The sequence below is a fragment of the Pseudoalteromonas peptidolytica genome, assembly GCF_012641745.1.
In the GTDB taxonomy this organism is placed as follows: Bacteria; Pseudomonadota; Gammaproteobacteria; order Enterobacterales; family Alteromonadaceae; genus Pseudoalteromonas; species Pseudoalteromonas peptidolytica.
On sequence record NZ_WEHZ01000003.1, the window covers coordinates 1 to 17,567 of the forward strand.

A 17,567-nucleotide genomic window follows, 5' to 3' on the forward strand; every position below is an offset into this window, starting at 1 on the left:
GCTAAGACTATTTAAACTGCCACCTAGAAGAGAAGATAGGCAGTATCCAAGAGCGATAAAGCCTAAGCCATCAAAGTACCCATATAAAAAAAGAAATGCCAGTCAGCTTAACTGACTGGCATTGGCCTAGGTGCCCTTTTATTTTTTAAGTTGTTCCTTTTAATTCCCTTCACTACACTTTAGCTATCTTTTACTTTTACGGTTTAGATCATGGTTAGAGCCTTCATTCTTGTATTTCTTTTCTTTCTAAACAACAGCAGCTACGCCGAGAATTTGAATGTAGCCTACTTTAAAGAGGGACAGTTTAGGATTGTTGCAGGTGAGAAATATCAAGGTGGCTATCTATATAATAAAAAAGCCAAAAAACCTCTCATTCACCTTGTTACACTCGATTGGCCACCATACATCGGTGCGGATCTGTGTAATAAAGGATGGGCTTTTCAATTTGCGGTGGCCGTTCTGACAGATTTAGACTATCAAGTTTTTGTTGAGTTTTTACCTTGGGCACGAGCAGTAAGAGCCGTTGAAACAGGCAAAGCCGATATTCTCTTTCCTGAGTATTATATTGAAGATTCAGCGCCATCGGATAATCACAAAGACAAAACTCGTCGAGAGTTACTCGCATTATCTAACGCATTTCCTGGCGGTGAGATTGGGTTTCTTAAACGCCGTGGTGAAGAAGATAGATTTGATGGTAACTTAAATTCAGTCAAGAATGAGCTCATCGGGGTGGTCAGAGGTTATCAAAATACCCCTGAGTTTGATGCTATGATGGACAATGGTGAGTTTATTACTGTTGAAGCTGTAAACGACTTACAGCTTGTAAAGCTGCTAGTTGGAAAGCGTGTTAACTTGGTGATCGGCGATCCTAAAGTCCTTCGATTTACGGTTAACTATTCTGATTTACCGCGTTCAGAAAAAATAGAGTTATTGCGAAATATCGAAAATGTTACTCCCCCAATTCAGTACAACCATCTCTATTTTGCATTGAGTAAGCAAAAACCCCATTGGCGTGAATTACTTAAGGACATAAATCGCAACCTTTATCAATTCGAAAATAGTGGTGAAACACAAAGGATGATCGATATGGTTAGTAGTGAATGCTATTAATATTAGTAATTTATTAAAAGCAAAGTCATTGGTATGGAGACTTAGCTAACTAGCAGCTTCCGTGCTATCAAAAAACAGTTGATTATCATCGTAAATTTGAAGCCAAAGTCTTTTAATCACTTTGCTCATACCAAAGAGCCTACACATTTTGTAGTCAAATCAACACCAATAAATGCCTAATTAGAAGTATATTCACGTGATATGTGTCAAACTGACTGTTATGGATTGCTGCTAGTTAACCTGCACTCGGGGTAATTAGTTAGTTAATACCAAGGTATTTATGAACTTGAACAGACAGACGCCAGTTTTTTGCCTTACAGTTGTCAATCGCCAACTTAGTCGCTTTTGCTTTTTGACTAATAGGTTGAAGATAAACTAACTTAGGCTCAATATTAGTGTCTTTAAATAATCGCTCTAACTCTTCAATATGCTTTTGCATCGCGACAGGATGTTTAATCTCATCTGCTCGAGCCATCGCGCTTGGCAACACTTTATAACCGCCACGCATATTAATCTTTGGCGATACTGTCACCCATGTCTCTTGAGGGGCTAAAATTTCGAAAGTGCCACTGGTCTCGATTTGTGTGCTATATCCTTTATCATGAAGCAAGGTACACAATGGCTTCAAATCAAACATGCAAGGCTCACCACCGGTGATAACAACATGCTTTGCTTGATAGCCTCGCGATTCGAATGTAGCCAAAATATCATCGGCGCTGGCATTTGCCCAAAACTCTGAATCTGCCTTTTTTTCAACTGTTTCGCTTAAGGAAACGATGAATGTATCGTTTGTTTCCCATGTTTGTTTTGTATCGCACCATGAGCAACCTACGGGACATCCCTGTAAACGGAGAAAGATCGAAGGTGTACCTGTAAAGCTAGCCTCCCCCTGAATTGTTTCGAATATTTCGTTAACCTTGTACAAAATGGCCCCGTGTTTAAGATAAAATTGTCGAAAATTACCGCTAGAAAATTGTTATTTACCCAGCGGCCGTGTAGTATATCGCGCCCTGAAGTAAACCTCTATCAAAATCGAGGCAAAACACCTATGAGCGAAAAAGTTGTCGTAATTTATTCTGGCGGAATGGATTCTTACACCGTATTAAACAAGGCCGTCAACGAGGGGCATGAAGTCTACGCATTATCTTTCAATTATGGTCAACGACATGTAAAAGAGCTACAAGTCGCCGCGAATGTTTGTAAAAAGCTTGGCGTCGCTCATAAGGTTGTTGATATTTCAGCGATAAACCAATTGCTAGCAGGCTCGAGCTTAACCGATGACATAGAAGTCCCCGAGGGACACTATGAAGAGGAAAGCATGAAGAGCACAATTGTGCCTAATAGGAATATGATTTTACTCTCTCTCGCTGTTGGATATGCGGTTTCTTTACAGGCGAGTAAAGTATTTTACGGTGCGCATTCTGGTGATCATGCTATTTACCCTGACTGCCGTCCTGAGTTTGTCAAAAAAATGGATGATGTTTGCCGCATCGCAAACTACGACGCTGTTGAAATCGTGAGCCCGTACCTTAACAACTCGAAGATTGATATTTTAACAGACGGACTAGAGATGGGATTAGATTACGCTGACACTTGGACATGTTACAATGGACGTGAGAAAGCCTGCGGAAAGTGTGGAGCATGTCAAGAGCGCCTTGAAGCGTTTGAGCTTAACAATGCTACGGATCCTCTCCCGTACGAGTAACCATCTTTATGAAGGGGAAGCACAAAGTATTTAAGTGACTTGAGCCCCCCTTCGCTACACGCAACTATAATAAAAAAGCTTGCTTCGTATTGTCAAAAACAATACGAAAAACACTGCCCTTCCCTGTTTTACTCGTAAGTTGAAAAGCAGTGTTCAGTGTTATACCGATTAGTCTTAATACTTGTTCAATTTGAAGGGTCAAATCTGACGCTGACTACGTTAAAAATTTCTTTTTAGAACAACTAAGTAGAAAAATTTTGACCTTACCTATACCTTGGCGTGAGCAAGACGCGGAAGCGAAGTTATCGACAAGGTTTTCTCGCCTCAAAATACATCACTTAATTAAGACAATTGGTATAAATGAGCACGAGCATACCTTATTTGCGCTAATTACAGATCCTACAGCCAAGTATAAGCTTTTATGCAAGGTCAGGTGCATTACTTAACCGGTAATGTAACGCCTTCAAATAGCTTATCAATATCATCCTGATTGCGCAGTAAACTTGCCCGCTCAACAACATCCTTTGTTAAATGTGGAGCAAACCGCTCAATAAAGTCATACATGTACCCCCTTAAAAAACTTCCCTTTCTAAAGCCAATTTTTGTGGTACTAGCTTCAAAGAGGTGGCTGGCATCGATACAAACTAAATCGCTGTCTGACTTTTCATCCAATGCCATAGAGGCCAATACACCTACCCCCAACCCCAAACGAACATAGGTTTTTATTACATCAGCGTCTGTCGCAGTAAACACGATATGTGGCTCTAATCCATGTGCATTAAATGCTTTATCAAGCTCAGAGCGACCTGTAAAACCGAAAACATAGGTGATCAACGGGTACTTCGCTACATCTTGAACCGTCAATGCTTTACCTTTTTGTGCCAATGGGTGATCTTTAGCGACCACAATACTTCGATTCCAATGGTAACAGGGTAACATGACCAAGTCGCTATATAAGTGCAAAGCTTCCGTCGCAATCGCAAAATCAGCATCGCCCCGGGCCGCTGCATCAGAAATTTGCTGAGGTGTGCCTTGATGCATGTGTAAAGATACCGCTGGGTATTTTTGCATAAACCCCTGTATAACCGGAGGCAACGCATAGCGAGCCTGAGTGTGCGTTGTCGCGATATTTAACTTTCCTTGATCCGGTAAAGTATGTTCGTTTGCGACCGCCTTAATTCCCTCAACTTTACTCAAAATTTCGCGCGCAATATTAATTATTTCATTTCCCGCCCCAGTTACATGTGTTAGATGTTTGCCACTGCGGCCAAAAATTTGTACACCCAACTCATCCTCGAGCATACGTACTTGCTTCGAAATACCTGGTTGAGAAGTATATAAGCTTTCCGCCGTTGCTGACACATTTAGGTTGTGATTCAACACTTCGACGATGTATCTCAATTGTTGTAATTTCATATTGCTTTTATTCTTATGATCTCTATTAAGTCGGGTATCAGCCAATGGCTGACTTATATAAGTTTGCTAAGTTTAGCGTATAGTATTGTTGTTCGCCCACAACAACACAGTGCACGTGCTTGGCTTTTCGGTCAGTCGTAAGGACCATTGCTTTGTCATAACTACGTAAGATGTTAATTCACAAACTGAAAACGGCTTGTAGTTTTAAAGCGGATATCACCTCTGCGTCGGTTTAGAAAATATACTGTTTTACCTTATTGGGCTTTGATACCAAGTCATTGCATGAACATTTAATGTAACGAAATCAAGTGCTATTAGGATAAAATGACACGTTAACATTTTAAACACTTAAGCTCTAGGCTAGCATATTTGCTTATAATGAGGTAGACGAGGAGGTGTAAATATCTTTATTTTCCTGTTCAATTTTGCTTTTCGTTTTCTGCGCACGCTCAGAGTCTTCAAACGCCCTTTGTTTAGTGTTCAACTATATTTTACTAAAATTAAGCATGCGCGTTAGCATCAGCTATACTAAAAAATGATGAATTCCTTATCTTTTTTTTCGTTGAATTGTCGTAAACCTGTTCAGAATAGTAAGAATTCATGTAAGATAAAAAAATTAGACTGGTTGTTTGCATGAAAGAGATTTCAGTATGTTTGTTTCGATTATAATAATGTTGATTGTTGCACTTATCGTCATAGCTGTGTGGGTGAGCGCAATCCAGCAACATAAAGAGAAACAAGAAGCAGAGAGGCGCAAGGAGCTTGCTAAGCAAAAGCGCGTAATAGAAGAAGCCGAAGACGTCATTATGAATGGCAGTAATATCCCGATGTCTGAAGCGATGATTCGGATTATTCAGCGTCGAGTGCACGATGCGCTTGCGGCGATGGTGGAGTTGTCGCCAACATCAAAAGAGTTAAAAAGTCGATTACACGAGTCTCAAGAGCGTTTAAACTCTACACCTGAAAAGACCGCAGACTCTGATACTATTGCCCTACCCGATAACGACAAACAAATTATCTCTTTAGTCCAAGGGATAAAAAAGCTGCGTCAGTTACTTCGCTCTGAGCACAGTAAAGGTAAAGTTGATACGCAGCTATTTGTAAATGAAGATCGGAGGCTTGAGCGCTTTCAACTGAGAATAAATGTAGAAAGTCAAATCAAACGAGGCCTCTCAGCACGTACTGCAAACATGGTCGGTTCTGCTAGGCAATACTTTGAAAAAGCATACGCGACAATATGTGCAGTTTCACATAACGACGAATATGTAAAAGAAAAAAAAGCACAGCTTGAAAGCTATTTGGAAGAGATAAGTAGCGAGCTTAGAGCCTCTAACGCATCGGCTGTGAAAAAGAAAGCAGAACAAGAACAAGATGATTTAGACGTTTTGTTTGCGCCTAAGAAGAAGTGGTGATCCCAGAGTTTTAAGTAAAAGGTTGGCAATCCAGCCTTTTACTAATAAACCTGAGCTTCTGATAATTAATACCTTTCTAGCAGCCAGTTAGCGCTGACTGCGTTAAATTCACTTCTAACAGCCAACTAGTGGTGCGTAAACTCGCCTTGTCTATATAATGTAGCTACCTTAGCGGAAGCGATGTTTTCCCTAAAACTCTCAGGTCTAGACAAGGAACAAAACTAAGCTGTGCTCTAGCAACAATGAGTTAGCTCATTCCTTATCCCAACCTCAAGTTAATTAGTTATATATTGCGTGTTGGTTATGTCACTGCAAACTTGATAATAAACAAAAAGGTCAATATCCAGACACTGATACTTATTTCATTGGCTTTATTACACATCAATTTTACCGCTGTATAGGAAATAAAGCCCAATGCGATGCCATGAGCAATAGAAAACGTCAGCGGCGTCATTAACAACACGACACTCACAGGTATAGCATCACTCATTTCATCCCAGTTAATCAGCTTTAAGTTTTGCAGCATCAAGACAGAAACATACAATATTGCCCCGGCAGTCGCATAAGCAGGAACCATTTGAGCTAAAGGCGCAAAAAACATCATTAACAAAAAGCATAAACCAACAACAACGGCAGTTAAGCCTGTACGCCCGCCTACTGAGACTCCCGAGACCGACTCAATATACGATGTTGTCGTTGACGTACCTAGAACCGAGCCGGCTATTGTTGCCGTGCTATCGGCAGAAAGCGCTCGACCTAAACGCGGCATTCTGCCATGTTCATCAGACAACCCCGCTTTTTGAGTAACTGCCACAAGTGTGCCACTGGTATCAAATAAATCTACGAATAAGAATGCAAAAACAACACTTAGCATTGAGAGCTCAAAAATTCCGCTTAAGTCTAACTGCATATAAGTGGGCGCTATACTTGGTGGTATATCTACGACTCCATGGTAGTCAACCAAGCCCATCCACCATGCAATAACGGTTACTAGCAAAATGCTAATCAAAACGCCGCTTTTAACTTCGCGATACATCAACGCTGCGATAACAAAGAAACTCGCAATGGCTAATAAAGGTCCAGGAGAGGTAATATCACCAAGTTGTACTAAGGTGGCAGGACTGGCCACAATAATTTGCGCATTTTTAAGCGCTATCAAGGCCAAAAACGCGCCAATACCAGCTGCAATCGCGCGTTTTAAAACGAGAGGTATTGCTTGAATTACCCATTCTCTTATTTTGAATATACTCAATAACAAAAAAAGGCAGCCAGACATGAAAACGGCACCTAAGGCACTTTGCCAAGTGTATCCCATGCCAAGTACTACACCATAAGTGAAAAAAGCATTTAACCCCATACCTGGCGCTAATGCCAATGGGTAATTAGCCCATAACCCCATGATAAAGCAACCAATTGCAGCTGCGATACAAGTTGCCACAAAAGCAGCGCCATGATCCATTCCTGCTTCTGCAAGCATTGCTGGGTTAACAAAGACAATATAAACCATGGTGACAAATGTCGTTAAGCCTGCGATCACCTCCGTTTTTACATTGGTGTGCATGGCTTGTAGTGAAAATAAGCGTTCGAGCATAAGTATAATTTACGATTTAGAGGAACAAGTGGTTGGATTTTAACACGAATCACTTTAAAACTCGGACAAATTAGTTAAAATTCAGCTACACTCTGCTTATAAATATTATTGCGAATATAGATATGGATCAAAACAGCACTGATAACTCAGCAAATCATGATTTAGAGCAGCAGCTGCTGAATGTGCTTGAATTTGTCACTTCACCATTAACAGCAGATGCAAAATTTCCAGATACCCTTGATAATGCACAAGCGCTGAAGAAAGGTTTATATTATTTAAAAGAAAAGTCCTTTCCACTTGCAGCAAAGTGGCTACGTTTAGCAGCCATGTCGGGAGAATTAAAAGCACAGTTCTTTTTGGGATTACTATTTATGAAAGGTCAAGGCGTTCCACCTAGTCCGTTTCATGCAGCAGCATGGCTTACTCTGGCAAGTAGCCAAGGTCATAAAGGGGCTGAGCAAGTACTACAGGATGTGAGAAGGTTTCTGACGACTAAACGCTATCGCGATGCCCAATGTTACGCGGCAACGCTTTACGAACAAATTCATCAACTTCAGCATATAAGCCGCTAGCTATTGCAAACGAACTCACTGACTCACGCGCCACAGTGACGGTTTCAAATGCGTCATACTAAGAAACAGTCACTGCAAAATATCTAACACTTTAACCCATGTTGTCTGTCGTACACCCACCGTTATTACACGTCCGTAGAAACAATTTGACTGACTTAATTGATATTTTGGCATCCACAAACATTAGCAATGTAAAACACAATAGACTTATTATATCTTCATTTTCAGATGGTTAATACTTCAACAGCTGAAACAAGAGAGTCAATTAAGAGTTATTTAAAAACTATAAGTTACCTCTTTGCATATCCAAACCACGGATTATTGAAATAATCTAAGGTTAAATAAAAAAGCTTGCGTTCGACGCATTGAACTTGGTGCTGCCTGGGTAGAGTTGTCTAAAAAATTCACAATTGTTCTTGCATTAAACAACTGTATAAACTACTGTATACACATACTGTATAAATAGCCAGTGAGTTAATTATGTTACGTACCGACGCATCTCTCATCGCAACACCTACTACGTACAATGCAGCAAATCGCATAAATGAAGTGTGGGTAGAAGATGAAATTACCGCAAGTCTTGCGCTATTAAAAGTCTTACATACATGCCAAAACAAACATGCTTGGACATTGCTCATCGCTCCGGACAACGTACCTAACAAATCTTTACTAGAGAGTGGTTCTGTTGATACGAGTAAGCTACTAGTGATTAGGAAAAAACATATTTATGACCTTGAGTACGTGCTTAAAAGTGCTATCAGCAACGGAAATTTTGCGTCAGTCGTATTGTGGAAAGACTTTTCATCAGCGATGGCAATCAAAGAGATGCAGCTTCCGGCTTCTGATGTCATAATCCATTGTTTTCAAGGTATGTAAAACGCTACAATAGCGAGACATAACCTCAGATAAAATGTCACTATGTTTTGCTATTGCAACTCTTCTACTTCATATTCACAATGTTGTGAACCCTATATAACTGGTGTAAAAACCGCAGAAACACCTCAAAAATTAATGCGCTCTCGCTACAGTGCGTATTGTGTTAAAGATGCAGATTACATCCATAATACATATAGTTCCGCAAAACGGCCTGATAATAGTGTTGGAGATATTGCTGCTTTTGCAGACTATGCCAAGTTCATCAAACTTGAGGTGCTCGAAGAAATAGCAAATGAACCATCGGGAGTTGTTGAGTTCAAAGCATATTATATTGCTGAAAATTGTCTCTATACCTTACATGAAAGGTCAAACTTTATCGTTGAACAAGGAGCATGGAAATACGTTGACGGTGAGCTTTATGACACACCAGTTACTAAAGTTGGGAGGAATGACCTTTGTCCGTGTGGTAGTAATAAGAAGTACAAAAAGTGCCATGCCACTTGAGCAATCTCAGCCCCGCGTATTTGCCTCAGCTTGCCATAACCCTATAATGATGAGTCTTATTGCATGCTCAAGCTGAACTATTTGAGTTAAAAATAGTGGACGCACACCAATTATCTTAATCAAGAAAGCTATTTTGAAGTAAGGAAATATTGTCGATAACTAGGCTATTTTATTGGTATTGATGCTGGTGCGGTAAAATAAGGGCAAAATGTACAAGGTGGTGTGAACAGATCCGCGAGATTTCACAGAGCTTAGGCACTAGTACGCAGCATTTCTTGCATTCCCCCCGCTGCGACCTGATCATAAAATGCCGCAGCATCTAGTTGTTTGTCTGCCACAAGCGTGAGCTTACCCAACGATTTAGCAAGCCTATTTTTAGCTGCAGGTTCAAGGTTTTCAACAACTTCCAGTGGAATATGTTTTTTGTCATTCCGCGCTGCAAGAGGCTCGGGGTGTAAGTTTTCTTTCAGCCTGAATGTTGTCATCGCACCAGAAGCAATGAGCTGTGCATTATGCTGCCCAATAAGCATATTGTACTGTTCAGGAGCAAAGGGTTTTTGAGGGCCAATTTCAAATTGTCTTTTTAACGCTGCCTCGGAGCTGTCTTTCTCACTTTGTTCGGATTTTGGTAAATGAAATTGGCTAAAATCTAGTGCGTCTGTTGATAACATAGACAACAGCATTGCAAAGTCAGCTGAACGCGTTTCATGAACACAAACGTTCAACGCTGATCCTAGTTGCGACTCTGAGATTAAAATGCCATCAATTTGCATGTATTCCAACCGATTATTTTACCGTTTAAGAATATATCGACATTTTTCAGAAAAACTTTAGTACTTTTCTTTACTTCGAAAAAAACTTTGTTATTATCACCGCCGTTGTTTAGGAGGGGTTCCCGAGCGGCCAAAGGGATCAGACTGTAAATCTGACGGCTCTGCCTTCGCTGGTTCGAATCCAGCTCCCTCCACCATCAAACAACACCTACAATTTGTTCAGGAGGGGTTCCCGAGCGGCCAAAGGGATCAGACTGTAAATCTGACGGCTCTGCCTTCGCTGGTTCGAATCCAGCTCCCTCCACCATTCACAAATTGTAACGCTTTAAAAATATGGAGGGGTTCCCGAGCGGCCAAAGGGATCAGACTGTAAATCTGACGGCTCTGCCTTCGCTGGTTCGAATCCAGCTCCCTCCACCATTTTTCAAAGCATATCTCCATCTAGGAGGGGTTCCCGAGCGGCCAAAGGGATCAGACTGTAAATCTGACGGCTCTGCCTTCGCTGGTTCGAATCCAGCTCCCTCCACCATCCATTCAAAAAAGCCTTAGCAAAATTAAGAATACATTGCATAACTTCAGAACGAAGTAAGAGCAATTGTACTGAAATACATCCCAGCACCAAAAACTAGATGCGTAGCTAACGTTTTTACTCTCGCTTTTTGTGGGTTAGGTAATTTAGATGCCGCGATCCCCATTCCAAAGCATGGCTGCATAATGAAATAGGGAAAAACAGTTGTTAACGCACCAAAAGCCAGAACAGACCAAAGGTCTGGATTATAAACCCAAGCCTTTCCTTGATATACAAGAAATAAAAATACAAAAACCACCCCAGTTACATAATGAACCAACCATCCCAGTATGGTTTCTCTTGCAATAGGCGCACTTCGAGCAATTCCATTATGGCTCACTTTTCCTTTTAAAAAGTGCCCAACCCATCGACCGAGCAAGGCATAGTCCAATCGCGCAATCGCAAATATTCGCATTAACAGAGCACCGTATATGTCCATAACAATTGTAGCGCCAATGCCAATAACGGATGCGAGTAACAAAATTTCTAGTTTTTCCACGTTTTCACTCCTTATTTTGATCTTTCCACGCTATCCTACAAGTTAAAGCTAACTTTAAGTCAAGGTAATTGATGGATATCAGTGCGGTTGTAAAAGAGTCAGGGCTACCTGCGTCTACACTTAGGTATTATGAAGAAAAAGGCTTGATCCGCTCTATTGGACGGCAAGGTTTAAAACGTGTTTTTGCACCTTCAACTGTTGAGCGTCTAGCATTAATCACCTTAGCCCGTAATGCAGGCTTCTCGTTAGATGAAATCGCAACAATGTTTACGCCACAAGGCGACATCGATATAGACCGCGTAAAGTTACAAAAGAAAGCAGAAGAGCTGGATAATACCATCAAGCATTTAAGCGCTGTTAGGGATGGACTTTACCACGCAGCAAAGTGTCCAGCTCCCAGTCACTTCGAGTGCCCGACATTCAAAAAGCTATTAGCAAGAGCCGGAAAAGTTAGACCAAAAAGACGAGATTGATATGAACAAGTTAATTTTCAATCATTAATGCTCTGCCATGCTCCTTAAGGTATTTACGTGCATCTTGGTACTTTTCACCGTAGTGGATATTTACCAAACTCCAGAACGAGGAGTTATGCGCCATGACATGATAGTGACACAGTTCATGTACCACGACATATTCAATGACCCATTTGGGTGCACCAACCAATAAGGTATTAAATGCAATTACTCCTTTTGAGGAAAAGCTTCCCCAACGGCTTTTGTATAGTCTTATTTTTAAAGTATCAAATTGAGCATTAATATCAGGTTGGTACTTAGCGATAGCCATATCGAGATAGTCACTTAATGTCATTTCCAATAACTTTAAAAGCTCACCCCAACTATCTTTGCTCTCATCTAAATTCAATGTCTTTTTATCAAAGTCGATAAATGAAAGCGCCTGCGCTTGTTTGATGATCGTAAACTTATCACCAAATATTGCTATTTTGTTCGTAGTAAGAGGCCTATTCTTTGTATGCTCAACGCCCTGCGCCAATTTTGATGCAATCCAATCTGATTTACTGTTTACCCAGCTATAAAGCCATTGTTCACATATGTGCTCTGGTGCATAAACTATGACCTTACCTGACTTTATTTTTATGGCCACGGTCTTACGTTTTCGGCTTTTTTTTAACAGATATTGCAAGAAATTAGACTCTCTGCTGTTGAAAGTGCGTAGTATAGTATGAGTTAATCATTAAAGTCATTTCGCTAACCTAATTGACACAACAACGCTTCGCTTGTTCAGCTCTTATGGTTATCTATAAATTTCTAACACACTAGAAATTGGAAAGATTTTTAGTCAAATCACCGTAAATATTATTTTTTGCTGCTACGCTTAGTGAAAAGGTACTTTAGATTAGGCAACCAATGGCTGAAAAACCTACTTGCCAATATGTGTCACCTGAGGGAAAGAAGTGCAGTGAAATAGATATGGGCTCAGGTTACTGCTTTTGGCATGATAATAAGTTTGATAAAAGCGGCTTAGAGCTGAGTCAAAAGCTTGAGCGTTATGCAAAGCGTGGCGGACTGCTGCAAGGCTTGGAACTGAAGCGAGCAAATTTAGAAGGACTCAACTTAGTAAACTTCGAACATCATCACGGCTATGATTTATCTTACAGCAACTTTTACCGAGCCAACTTAAAAGGTGCTCACCTTTTCAACAACACCATGAAGAATGCTTCCCTCATGAAAGCTGATCTTAGAGAAGCAAGTCTCCACTGCTGCAACTTAGAGAACACGAACCTGCTGGGCGTAAAACTAGAAAATACACGCATAGATAATATGGAGCTTGGAGAGCAATTATTACAAGAACAGCAAGCGTTAGAAGCCCGTAAAAACCGAGCAACGGAGGAGGCTGAAGATTTGTTTTTACAGTCTGAAGAAATCTATCGCTTGCTGCGCAAAGGTGCCGAAAACCAAGGGCTTTTTGAGATGGTTGGGCGCTTTACGTATAAAGAGCTACGTATGCGCCATGCGCAATATCCTAGATATTCAAAGCGTCACCTAATATCTAGTTTCGTTGATCTATTGTGTGGCTATGGTGAAAAGCCAGAGAACGTTATCCGCTTTAGCCTTGGGATGATAATTACCTGTGCGTTTTGTTATTTCTTGTTCGGTGTTTCTTTCCAAGATCAAATCATGCAGTTAAATTTAACCAACAGTTTATCAGATAATGCCACAGCACTACTCAATAGTTTTTATTTCAGCGTCGTCACTTTTACTACATTAGGCTATGGCGATATCACACCTGTGGGGATTTCTAGGCTGATCGCGGCAATCGAGGCATTTACTGGAAGCTTTTCACTTGCGTTATTTGTGGTGGTCTTTGTTAAAAAAATGACCAGATAGGTGGCCTTTACGACCCCATTGGTATAATAGTATGCCAGCCAATACAATGATTAGCTGGTTATGATATATAGCTAATGGGATTAGAGGCTGCTGCCGCTTAAGCGCTTAGCTAGCGAGTGATTTCTGATTGCAGCTGCGCTAGGAAATCTAACATGTATTGAGTCCGACGCTCTGCTTCTTGATATGCAGATTTTGTATGCATATTATCTTTGATGTGTAACAGCTTAATGAAAAAGTGATCTAAGGTGTACTTGCTGTCATCCGCCACTCTTTGTGTACAAAACGGATCATCAATATGATAAAGATTTCGAGCTATTGCACCACCCACTTTCATACAGCGGCTAATACCGATAGCACCCAGTGCATCCATACGATCAGCATCTTGAACCACTTTTGCTTCGAGTGTTGTGGGCGCAACGCCCGCGCTAAAACTATGCGCGACAATTGCATGATGAATTGCGTCGAGTTTAGATGGATCATAATTCAATGAGGTCAAAAACTGTATCGCCTTGTCCGCCGCCAGCTTTGAGGCTAGCGGTCTATCAGGATGATTTTTTGCAACTGCGACACAATCATGCAGCCAAGCTGCTGGGATCACTACAGCAGGATCGGCTTTTTCACCGTCACAAATTAATTTAGCCACGTGCACTACACGCTTGATATGGGAGAGATCGTGCGCTGTATCTGCACAAGGCGTTGTCAGCATGAACGCTTCACATGCTTGTTCTAATTCTGGTATTTTCAGTGTCATTAAGCTCAACTTTTATCTACTTTCTATCAAAACGGTTTTGCTTTACAGCCTTATATTTGATTTGACTCATGAAGTATAATCATACGCTATATCAATTTGCTAAGTACAAGCATTCAATTAGGTGAGTGGTGATTACTCGTTGTATGTTGCCACACCCTTCTCTAAAATGGCAGGTATCAAGAAAGATTAGAGAAAATTTATGACTTGCGCGTTATACCTGCAACCTGGCAGAGAAAAATCCTTGAACAGAAAGCACCCTTGGGTTTTTTCTAAAGCTATTAAAAAAGTCAAAGGTAAGCCAGCACTTGGCGATATCGTCAAAATTTACAGCAGTGATGGTAAATACCTTGCAACTGCAGCTTACAGCCCTGATTCACAGATCAGAGCCAGAGTTTGGACTTTTGATGAATCACAAAATATTGACCAAACCTTCTTTGAGCAAAAACTTTCTCGAGCGCTAGACGCGCGCAAGTACGTCATCGATGAAGGTGAGTTAACTGGATTTCGTCTATGTGCAGCAGAATCAGATGGCCTTCCTGGAGTAACAATTGACAAATTTGATAACTACTTGGTTTGTCAATTACTCAGTGCTGGTGCAGAGCGTCACAAAGGCGAAATTGTCATGGCGCTTAAGTCATTGTTCCCTGAATGCCATGTCTATGAGCGTTCTGATGTAGATGTACGCAAAAAAGAAGGCTTAGACAAAATCACCGGGCCCCTTCTAGGGGATGCGCCCAAAAACCCAGTTATCATCAATGAAAATGGCCTAAAAATTGAAGTCGATATTATTTCTGGACACAAAACTGGGTTTTATTTAGACCAGCGAGATAGTAGAGCAGCCCTTGAGCGATTTGTTAAAGACAAAGAAGTGCTAAATTGCTTTTGCTACACGGGCACTTTTGGCCTGTATGCGCTACGTGGTGGCTGTGCTAAGGTCATTAACGTCGATGTATCACAACCAGCGCTTGACACCGCAAAACGAAATGTCGAACACAACGCGTTAGATATTTCACGGGCAGAGTTTGTTAAACAAGATGTGTTCAAATTGCTACGACAATATCGAGATGAAGGCCGTCAATTTGATACCATCGTAATGGATCCACCCAAATTTGCAGAGAGCAAAGCACAACTTACTGGAGCATGTCGTGGTTATAAAGATATCAATATGATTGCGATGCAAATTCTAAAGCCAGGCGGGACTTTGTTAACATTTTCGTGCTCGGGCTTAATGGAACAAAACCTGTTTCAAAAAGTCGTTGCAGATGCCGCTTTGGATGCAGGAAGAGAGTTACTTATCATGGAGCGTTTAAACCAAGCAGCTGATCACCCTATTGCAGGTAACTATCCCGAGGGCTTTTATCTAAAAGGACTGATTTGTAAAGTCTACTAAAAATAGTATTAAGCCAACCAGAGTAAGTAAAAAGCAGTGACTCGGTGATAAAAAACACCAGTTGCTACAGTACTTACTCTGGTCAATACCAGACCCTGTTGCTCCTTCAAATTTGTTTTTGCAGCGGTTTGATTGGTATTTATAGAAGGCAGCACTTGCGTAGCATTGTTATGCTGTGTGAGTCAGGCGATAAAGGCTCTGTGCTCCCGCAAAATCACCTTACCCCACATCCTTGTGGGCCAACAAGCCCTAATATATCCCTACAACTATACGGCATAAAAAGCGCAATACGTTTTATGGCTTCAAGGTGTCACGCTAACAGATCCTGTTGCGATGATAGTTGATATTCGCTATATCCATTACAATTGAACGCATAGTCTGAACTACCAAAACGACGTAAATAATCAAGTCTCGCCTTAGCTTCATGTAAAGTAGGTAGCGTATCATTGTCTAAGCGCCAAACAACGTAATGTTCTGGATCTGCGCCATCTAAAAAGACGGTTGAACGGCTAAACACCTTTTGGCAAAGAGAGTGAGACATAAATTCCCTCAAGGCTCTCTCTGAGCGCCAGACGACCAAAGTAACAAGCACATCAGTACAACCAAATAAATCTGTCGCTGCCACAGACTCGCAATCTTCACCCATGTGCCACACAAAACCCGGACTACTCTCTGCCAGTGAGTTGAGCTGCTTAAGGCTATTCCTATCTAGTTTACGCAACGCGCCATTTGTTGGACTTTTAGTTGTAAATATACTAAAGAAAGCAAGTCGCATCGGAGATCCTTGTGTTATATCAACTATTTATGACGTTAACTGCAACGCTCATTACATCAGCGATGTTAACACTAAGTTCACTCAGAGTAAAAACTGTTAAATTTAGATTTTTTCACCTCTTAAACCGTCTGTAACGGTTGCATATTAATGTATTGTACGATCCTTGGCATGGTGGCTTTGTTCGGGCTGCCGCCATGGGGCAAAAAATGATGCCAAATTACCAAGTCACCTGCATTAGCAGCAATTGCTTGAGAGCCTTGTTGGTGAAAATAATCTGGACGAGGTTGATTGGGATCAAATGGCATATCATCGAGCCAATTGGCAAGTCTATGATGAAACCCTGGTACAACCGTAGTGGCACCTTGGTCTTGAGATGTATCTGATAAGTACAAAATACCCTGGGTGCCAAAAGAGAGCGGCTGAGAAAAATCGAGATCCCAATGAAGGTCAGTCCCCTGATAAACATCATTTACGGTTTCAGGTGGGTTAAAACCGCATCTATCAGCAGATACTTGTAAACGTTCAGTTTGCCATAATTGACTAAAGGCTTTATGTATTCTTACCGCGTTTCTGTTTTCTTCTAGAGCACTATGCTGTACTAAGTGCACCATCGTTTTACTGATCTTGTCACCATCCAAGTTATACCAAGTATCGGGATTATTTATATCAACTTCTAAAAAATCGCAAATCACGCTTAAGGCACGCTGGCAGTTTGATGGACTAATCGCATTTTTGACGACAACATAGCCGTTTGTATTCCAGCATGCTAGATCGTCGGCAGACAATACATCAGCCATCTGTTTTACCGTATTTAGTTTATTATGGTAACTTTGCGGACACGAAGCTCCACACGTAATATGCTGTAGTAATTCGACTTTTTCCGTAGTTTGTGGTGCTAATTTTATAATCGCTTCGACAAACTGTGTATAGCTATGCGCATACTGATACTTTAACTTATGTGCTTGATCCTGACTAATACCTATGATGTCAAAAACGGTTTTAGCAAGCGCAAAATCAACTGGCACAAAACGCTGCTCTTTGTTCATAACTTGGCAATTTGCTTCACTCCATATCCTGTCTAAAATTGGCAACCGATACAGCTTCTGATTTGGTGTGGATTCTCGCATTACAACAACTACATCCTTTTTATTCTGATATATATCAATGCCATTAATGATCCTAAATATAGACTTATCTGGCACATTGCTCTGATTTACCTTACTTTAATTGACCTTAGACGTAATGAAAACATGGATGAGGTAAAGTAATTACATTGTTTG

At 40.9% G+C, this 17,567-nt stretch carries 18 protein-coding genes and 4 tRNA genes; 13 read left to right on the plus strand and 9 right to left on the minus strand.

What is annotated here, in order from left to right:
• Positions 1 to 210: 210 nt before the first annotated feature.
• The gene (locus tag F9Y84_RS02475; protein WP_125254299.1) at positions 211 to 1,110 is read left to right on the plus strand and encodes a substrate-binding periplasmic protein; all 900 of its coding nucleotides are present in this window, start codon (positions 211 to 213) and stop codon (positions 1,108 to 1,110) included.
• 259 nt (positions 1,111 to 1,369) lie between these two features.
• Here the strand turns inward: F9Y84_RS02475 and queE are convergent, their stop codons facing one another.
• The gene (gene queE, locus F9Y84_RS02480; protein ID WP_147391157.1) at positions 1,370 to 2,035 is read right to left on the minus strand and encodes a 7-carboxy-7-deazaguanine synthase QueE; all 666 of its coding nucleotides are present in this window, start codon (positions 2,033 to 2,035) and stop codon (positions 1,370 to 1,372) included.
• A gap of 123 nt (positions 2,036 to 2,158) precedes the next feature.
• Here queE and queC point away from each other — a divergent pair, with 123 nt between their 5' ends.
• A complete protein-coding gene (queC, locus tag F9Y84_RS02485) occupies positions 2,159 to 2,815 on the plus strand; it encodes a 7-cyano-7-deazaguanine synthase QueC (RefSeq protein WP_128731056.1) in 657 nt (218 codons plus the stop codon).
• A 438-nt stretch (positions 2,816 to 3,253) separates the two neighbouring features.
• On the opposite strand, the gene cysB is transcribed toward queC, so the two are convergent.
• Complete coding sequence (gene cysB / locus F9Y84_RS02490) at positions 3,254 to 4,231, minus strand: HTH-type transcriptional regulator CysB (RefSeq protein WP_125254302.1); 978 nt, start codon at positions 4,229 to 4,231, stop codon at positions 3,254 to 3,256.
• 650 nt (positions 4,232 to 4,881) lie between these two features.
• Between cysB and F9Y84_RS02495 the strand changes: the two genes are divergently transcribed.
• Positions 4,882 to 5,643, plus strand: a complete 762-nt coding sequence (locus F9Y84_RS02495) for a hypothetical protein (protein WP_125254303.1) — start codon at positions 4,882 to 4,884, stop codon at positions 5,641 to 5,643.
• A gap of 301 nt (positions 5,644 to 5,944) precedes the next feature.
• Here the strand turns inward: F9Y84_RS02495 and F9Y84_RS02500 are convergent, their stop codons facing one another.
• Positions 5,945 to 7,234: an NCS2 family permease gene (locus F9Y84_RS02500; RefSeq protein WP_128731055.1), complete on the minus strand. Its 1,290-nt coding sequence runs from the start codon at positions 7,232 to 7,234 to the stop codon at positions 5,945 to 5,947.
• A 122-nt stretch (positions 7,235 to 7,356) separates the two neighbouring features.
• Here F9Y84_RS02500 and F9Y84_RS02505 point away from each other — a divergent pair, with 122 nt between their 5' ends.
• The 3 genes from F9Y84_RS02505 to F9Y84_RS02515 all read left to right on the plus strand — a co-directional run bounded on the left by F9Y84_RS02505 (position 7,357) and on the right by F9Y84_RS02515 (position 9,186).
• Positions 7,357 to 7,806, plus strand: a complete 450-nt coding sequence (locus F9Y84_RS02505; protein ID WP_125254305.1) for a tetratricopeptide repeat protein — start codon at positions 7,357 to 7,359, stop codon at positions 7,804 to 7,806.
• A gap of 480 nt (positions 7,807 to 8,286) precedes the next feature.
• Positions 8,287 to 8,682 (plus strand): hypothetical protein, encoded by a 396-nt coding sequence (locus F9Y84_RS02510; protein ID WP_147391156.1) that lies wholly within the window; start codon positions 8,287 to 8,289, stop codon positions 8,680 to 8,682.
• Between the two features lie 42 nt (positions 8,683 to 8,724).
• On the plus strand, positions 8,725 to 9,186 hold the full coding sequence (locus F9Y84_RS02515) for a YchJ family protein (protein WP_252095509.1): 462 nt from the start codon (positions 8,725 to 8,727) through the stop codon (positions 9,184 to 9,186).
• Positions 9,187 to 9,437: 251 nt separating this feature from the next.
• Here F9Y84_RS02515 and F9Y84_RS02520 read toward each other — a convergent pair whose 3' ends face one another.
• Complete coding sequence (locus F9Y84_RS02520; RefSeq protein WP_147391155.1) at positions 9,438 to 9,959, minus strand: VC2046/SO_2500 family protein; 522 nt, start codon at positions 9,957 to 9,959, stop codon at positions 9,438 to 9,440.
• Positions 9,960 to 10,071: 112 nt separating this feature from the next.
• On the opposite strand from F9Y84_RS02520, the gene F9Y84_RS02525 reads away from it, so the two are divergent.
• The 4 genes from F9Y84_RS02525 to F9Y84_RS02540 all read left to right on the plus strand — a co-directional run bounded on the left by F9Y84_RS02525 (position 10,072) and on the right by F9Y84_RS02540 (position 10,488).
• A tRNA-Tyr gene (locus F9Y84_RS02525) sits at positions 10,072 to 10,156 on the plus strand.
• Between the two features lie 25 nt (positions 10,157 to 10,181).
• Positions 10,182 to 10,266 (plus strand) — tRNA-Tyr (locus F9Y84_RS02530).
• A gap of 28 nt (positions 10,267 to 10,294) precedes the next feature.
• A tRNA-Tyr gene (locus F9Y84_RS02535) sits at positions 10,295 to 10,379 on the plus strand.
• A 24-nt stretch (positions 10,380 to 10,403) separates the two neighbouring features.
• Positions 10,404 to 10,488, plus strand: a tRNA-Tyr gene (locus tag F9Y84_RS02540).
• A 46-nt stretch (positions 10,489 to 10,534) separates the two neighbouring features.
• Here F9Y84_RS02540 and F9Y84_RS02545 read toward each other — a convergent pair.
• Positions 10,535 to 11,026: a DUF2938 domain-containing protein gene (locus tag F9Y84_RS02545; protein ID WP_128729712.1), complete on the minus strand. Its 492-nt coding sequence runs from the start codon at positions 11,024 to 11,026 to the stop codon at positions 10,535 to 10,537.
• A 71-nt stretch (positions 11,027 to 11,097) separates the two neighbouring features.
• Here F9Y84_RS02545 and F9Y84_RS02550 point away from each other — a divergent pair, with 71 nt between their 5' ends.
• The gene (locus tag F9Y84_RS02550) at positions 11,098 to 11,499 is read left to right on the plus strand and encodes a helix-turn-helix domain-containing protein (RefSeq protein ID WP_128729711.1); all 402 of its coding nucleotides are present in this window, start codon (positions 11,098 to 11,100) and stop codon (positions 11,497 to 11,499) included.
• Positions 11,500 to 11,509: 10 nt separating this feature from the next.
• Here the strand turns inward: F9Y84_RS02550 and F9Y84_RS02555 are convergent, their stop codons facing one another.
• Positions 11,510 to 12,127, minus strand: coding sequence for a M48 family metallopeptidase (locus F9Y84_RS02555; protein ID WP_244297263.1), 618 nt, complete (start codon positions 12,125 to 12,127; stop codon positions 11,510 to 11,512).
• Between the two features lie 263 nt (positions 12,128 to 12,390).
• Here F9Y84_RS02555 and F9Y84_RS02560 point away from each other — a divergent pair, with 263 nt between their 5' ends.
• Complete coding sequence (locus F9Y84_RS02560; RefSeq protein WP_147390020.1) at positions 12,391 to 13,371, plus strand: ion channel; 981 nt, start codon at positions 12,391 to 12,393, stop codon at positions 13,369 to 13,371.
• Between the two features lie 109 nt (positions 13,372 to 13,480).
• Here the strand turns inward: F9Y84_RS02560 and F9Y84_RS02565 are convergent, their stop codons facing one another.
• Positions 13,481 to 14,122 (minus strand): HD domain-containing protein, encoded by a 642-nt coding sequence (locus F9Y84_RS02565; protein WP_128729708.1) that lies wholly within the window; start codon positions 14,120 to 14,122, stop codon positions 13,481 to 13,483.
• A 199-nt stretch (positions 14,123 to 14,321) separates the two neighbouring features.
• Between F9Y84_RS02565 and F9Y84_RS02570 the strand changes: the two genes are divergently transcribed.
• A complete protein-coding gene (locus F9Y84_RS02570) occupies positions 14,322 to 15,512 on the plus strand; it encodes a class I SAM-dependent methyltransferase (protein WP_147390019.1) in 1,191 nt (396 codons plus the stop codon).
• A 310-nt stretch (positions 15,513 to 15,822) separates the two neighbouring features.
• Here the strand turns inward: F9Y84_RS02570 and F9Y84_RS02575 are convergent, their stop codons facing one another.
• Positions 15,823 to 16,287 carry a DUF3291 domain-containing protein gene (locus F9Y84_RS02575; RefSeq protein WP_147390018.1) on the minus strand — a complete coding sequence of 155 codons (465 nt, stop codon included), beginning with the start codon at positions 16,285 to 16,287 and terminating at the stop codon, positions 15,823 to 15,825.
• Positions 16,288 to 16,406: 119 nt separating this feature from the next.
• Positions 16,407 to 17,489 (minus strand): phytanoyl-CoA dioxygenase family protein, encoded by a 1,083-nt coding sequence (locus tag F9Y84_RS02580; protein WP_244297261.1) that lies wholly within the window; start codon positions 17,487 to 17,489, stop codon positions 16,407 to 16,409.
• Positions 17,490 to 17,567: the final 78 nt, after the last annotated feature.

Bases quoted from the DNA above. Each gene is read 5' to 3' on its own strand.
- F9Y84_RS02550 (WP_128729711.1), top strand. From the start codon at position 11,098: ATGGATATCAGTGCGGTTGTAAAAGAGTCAGGGCTACCTGCGTCTACA.
- F9Y84_RS02495 (WP_125254303.1), top strand. From the start codon at position 4,882: ATGTTTGTTTCGATTATAATAATGTTGATTGTTGCACTTATCGTCATA.
- cysB (WP_125254302.1), bottom strand. From the start codon at position 4,231: ATGAAATTACAACAATTGAGATACATCGTCGAAGTGTTGAATCACAAC.
- F9Y84_RS02475 (WP_125254299.1), top strand. From the start codon at position 211: ATGGTTAGAGCCTTCATTCTTGTATTTCTTTTCTTTCTAAACAACAGC.
- F9Y84_RS02520 (WP_147391155.1), bottom strand. From the start codon at position 9,959: ATGCAAATTGATGGCATTTTAATCTCAGAGTCGCAACTAGGATCAGCG.
- F9Y84_RS02505 (WP_125254305.1), top strand. From the start codon at position 7,357: ATGGATCAAAACAGCACTGATAACTCAGCAAATCATGATTTAGAGCAG.
- F9Y84_RS02565 (WP_128729708.1), bottom strand. From the start codon at position 14,122: ATGACACTGAAAATACCAGAATTAGAACAAGCATGTGAAGCGTTCATG.
- F9Y84_RS02575 (WP_147390018.1), bottom strand. From the start codon at position 16,287: ATGCGACTTGCTTTCTTTAGTATATTTACAACTAAAAGTCCAACAAAT.
- F9Y84_RS02560 (WP_147390020.1), top strand. From the start codon at position 12,391: ATGGCTGAAAAACCTACTTGCCAATATGTGTCACCTGAGGGAAAGAAG.
- F9Y84_RS02500 (WP_128731055.1), bottom strand. From the start codon at position 7,234: ATGCTCGAACGCTTATTTTCACTACAAGCCATGCACACCAATGTAAAA.
- F9Y84_RS02570 (WP_147390019.1), top strand. From the start codon at position 14,322: ATGACTTGCGCGTTATACCTGCAACCTGGCAGAGAAAAATCCTTGAAC.
- F9Y84_RS02515 (WP_252095509.1), top strand. From the start codon at position 8,725: ATGTTTTGCTATTGCAACTCTTCTACTTCATATTCACAATGTTGTGAA.
- F9Y84_RS02510 (WP_147391156.1), top strand. From the start codon at position 8,287: ATGTTACGTACCGACGCATCTCTCATCGCAACACCTACTACGTACAAT.
- queC (WP_128731056.1), top strand. From the start codon at position 2,159: ATGAGCGAAAAAGTTGTCGTAATTTATTCTGGCGGAATGGATTCTTAC.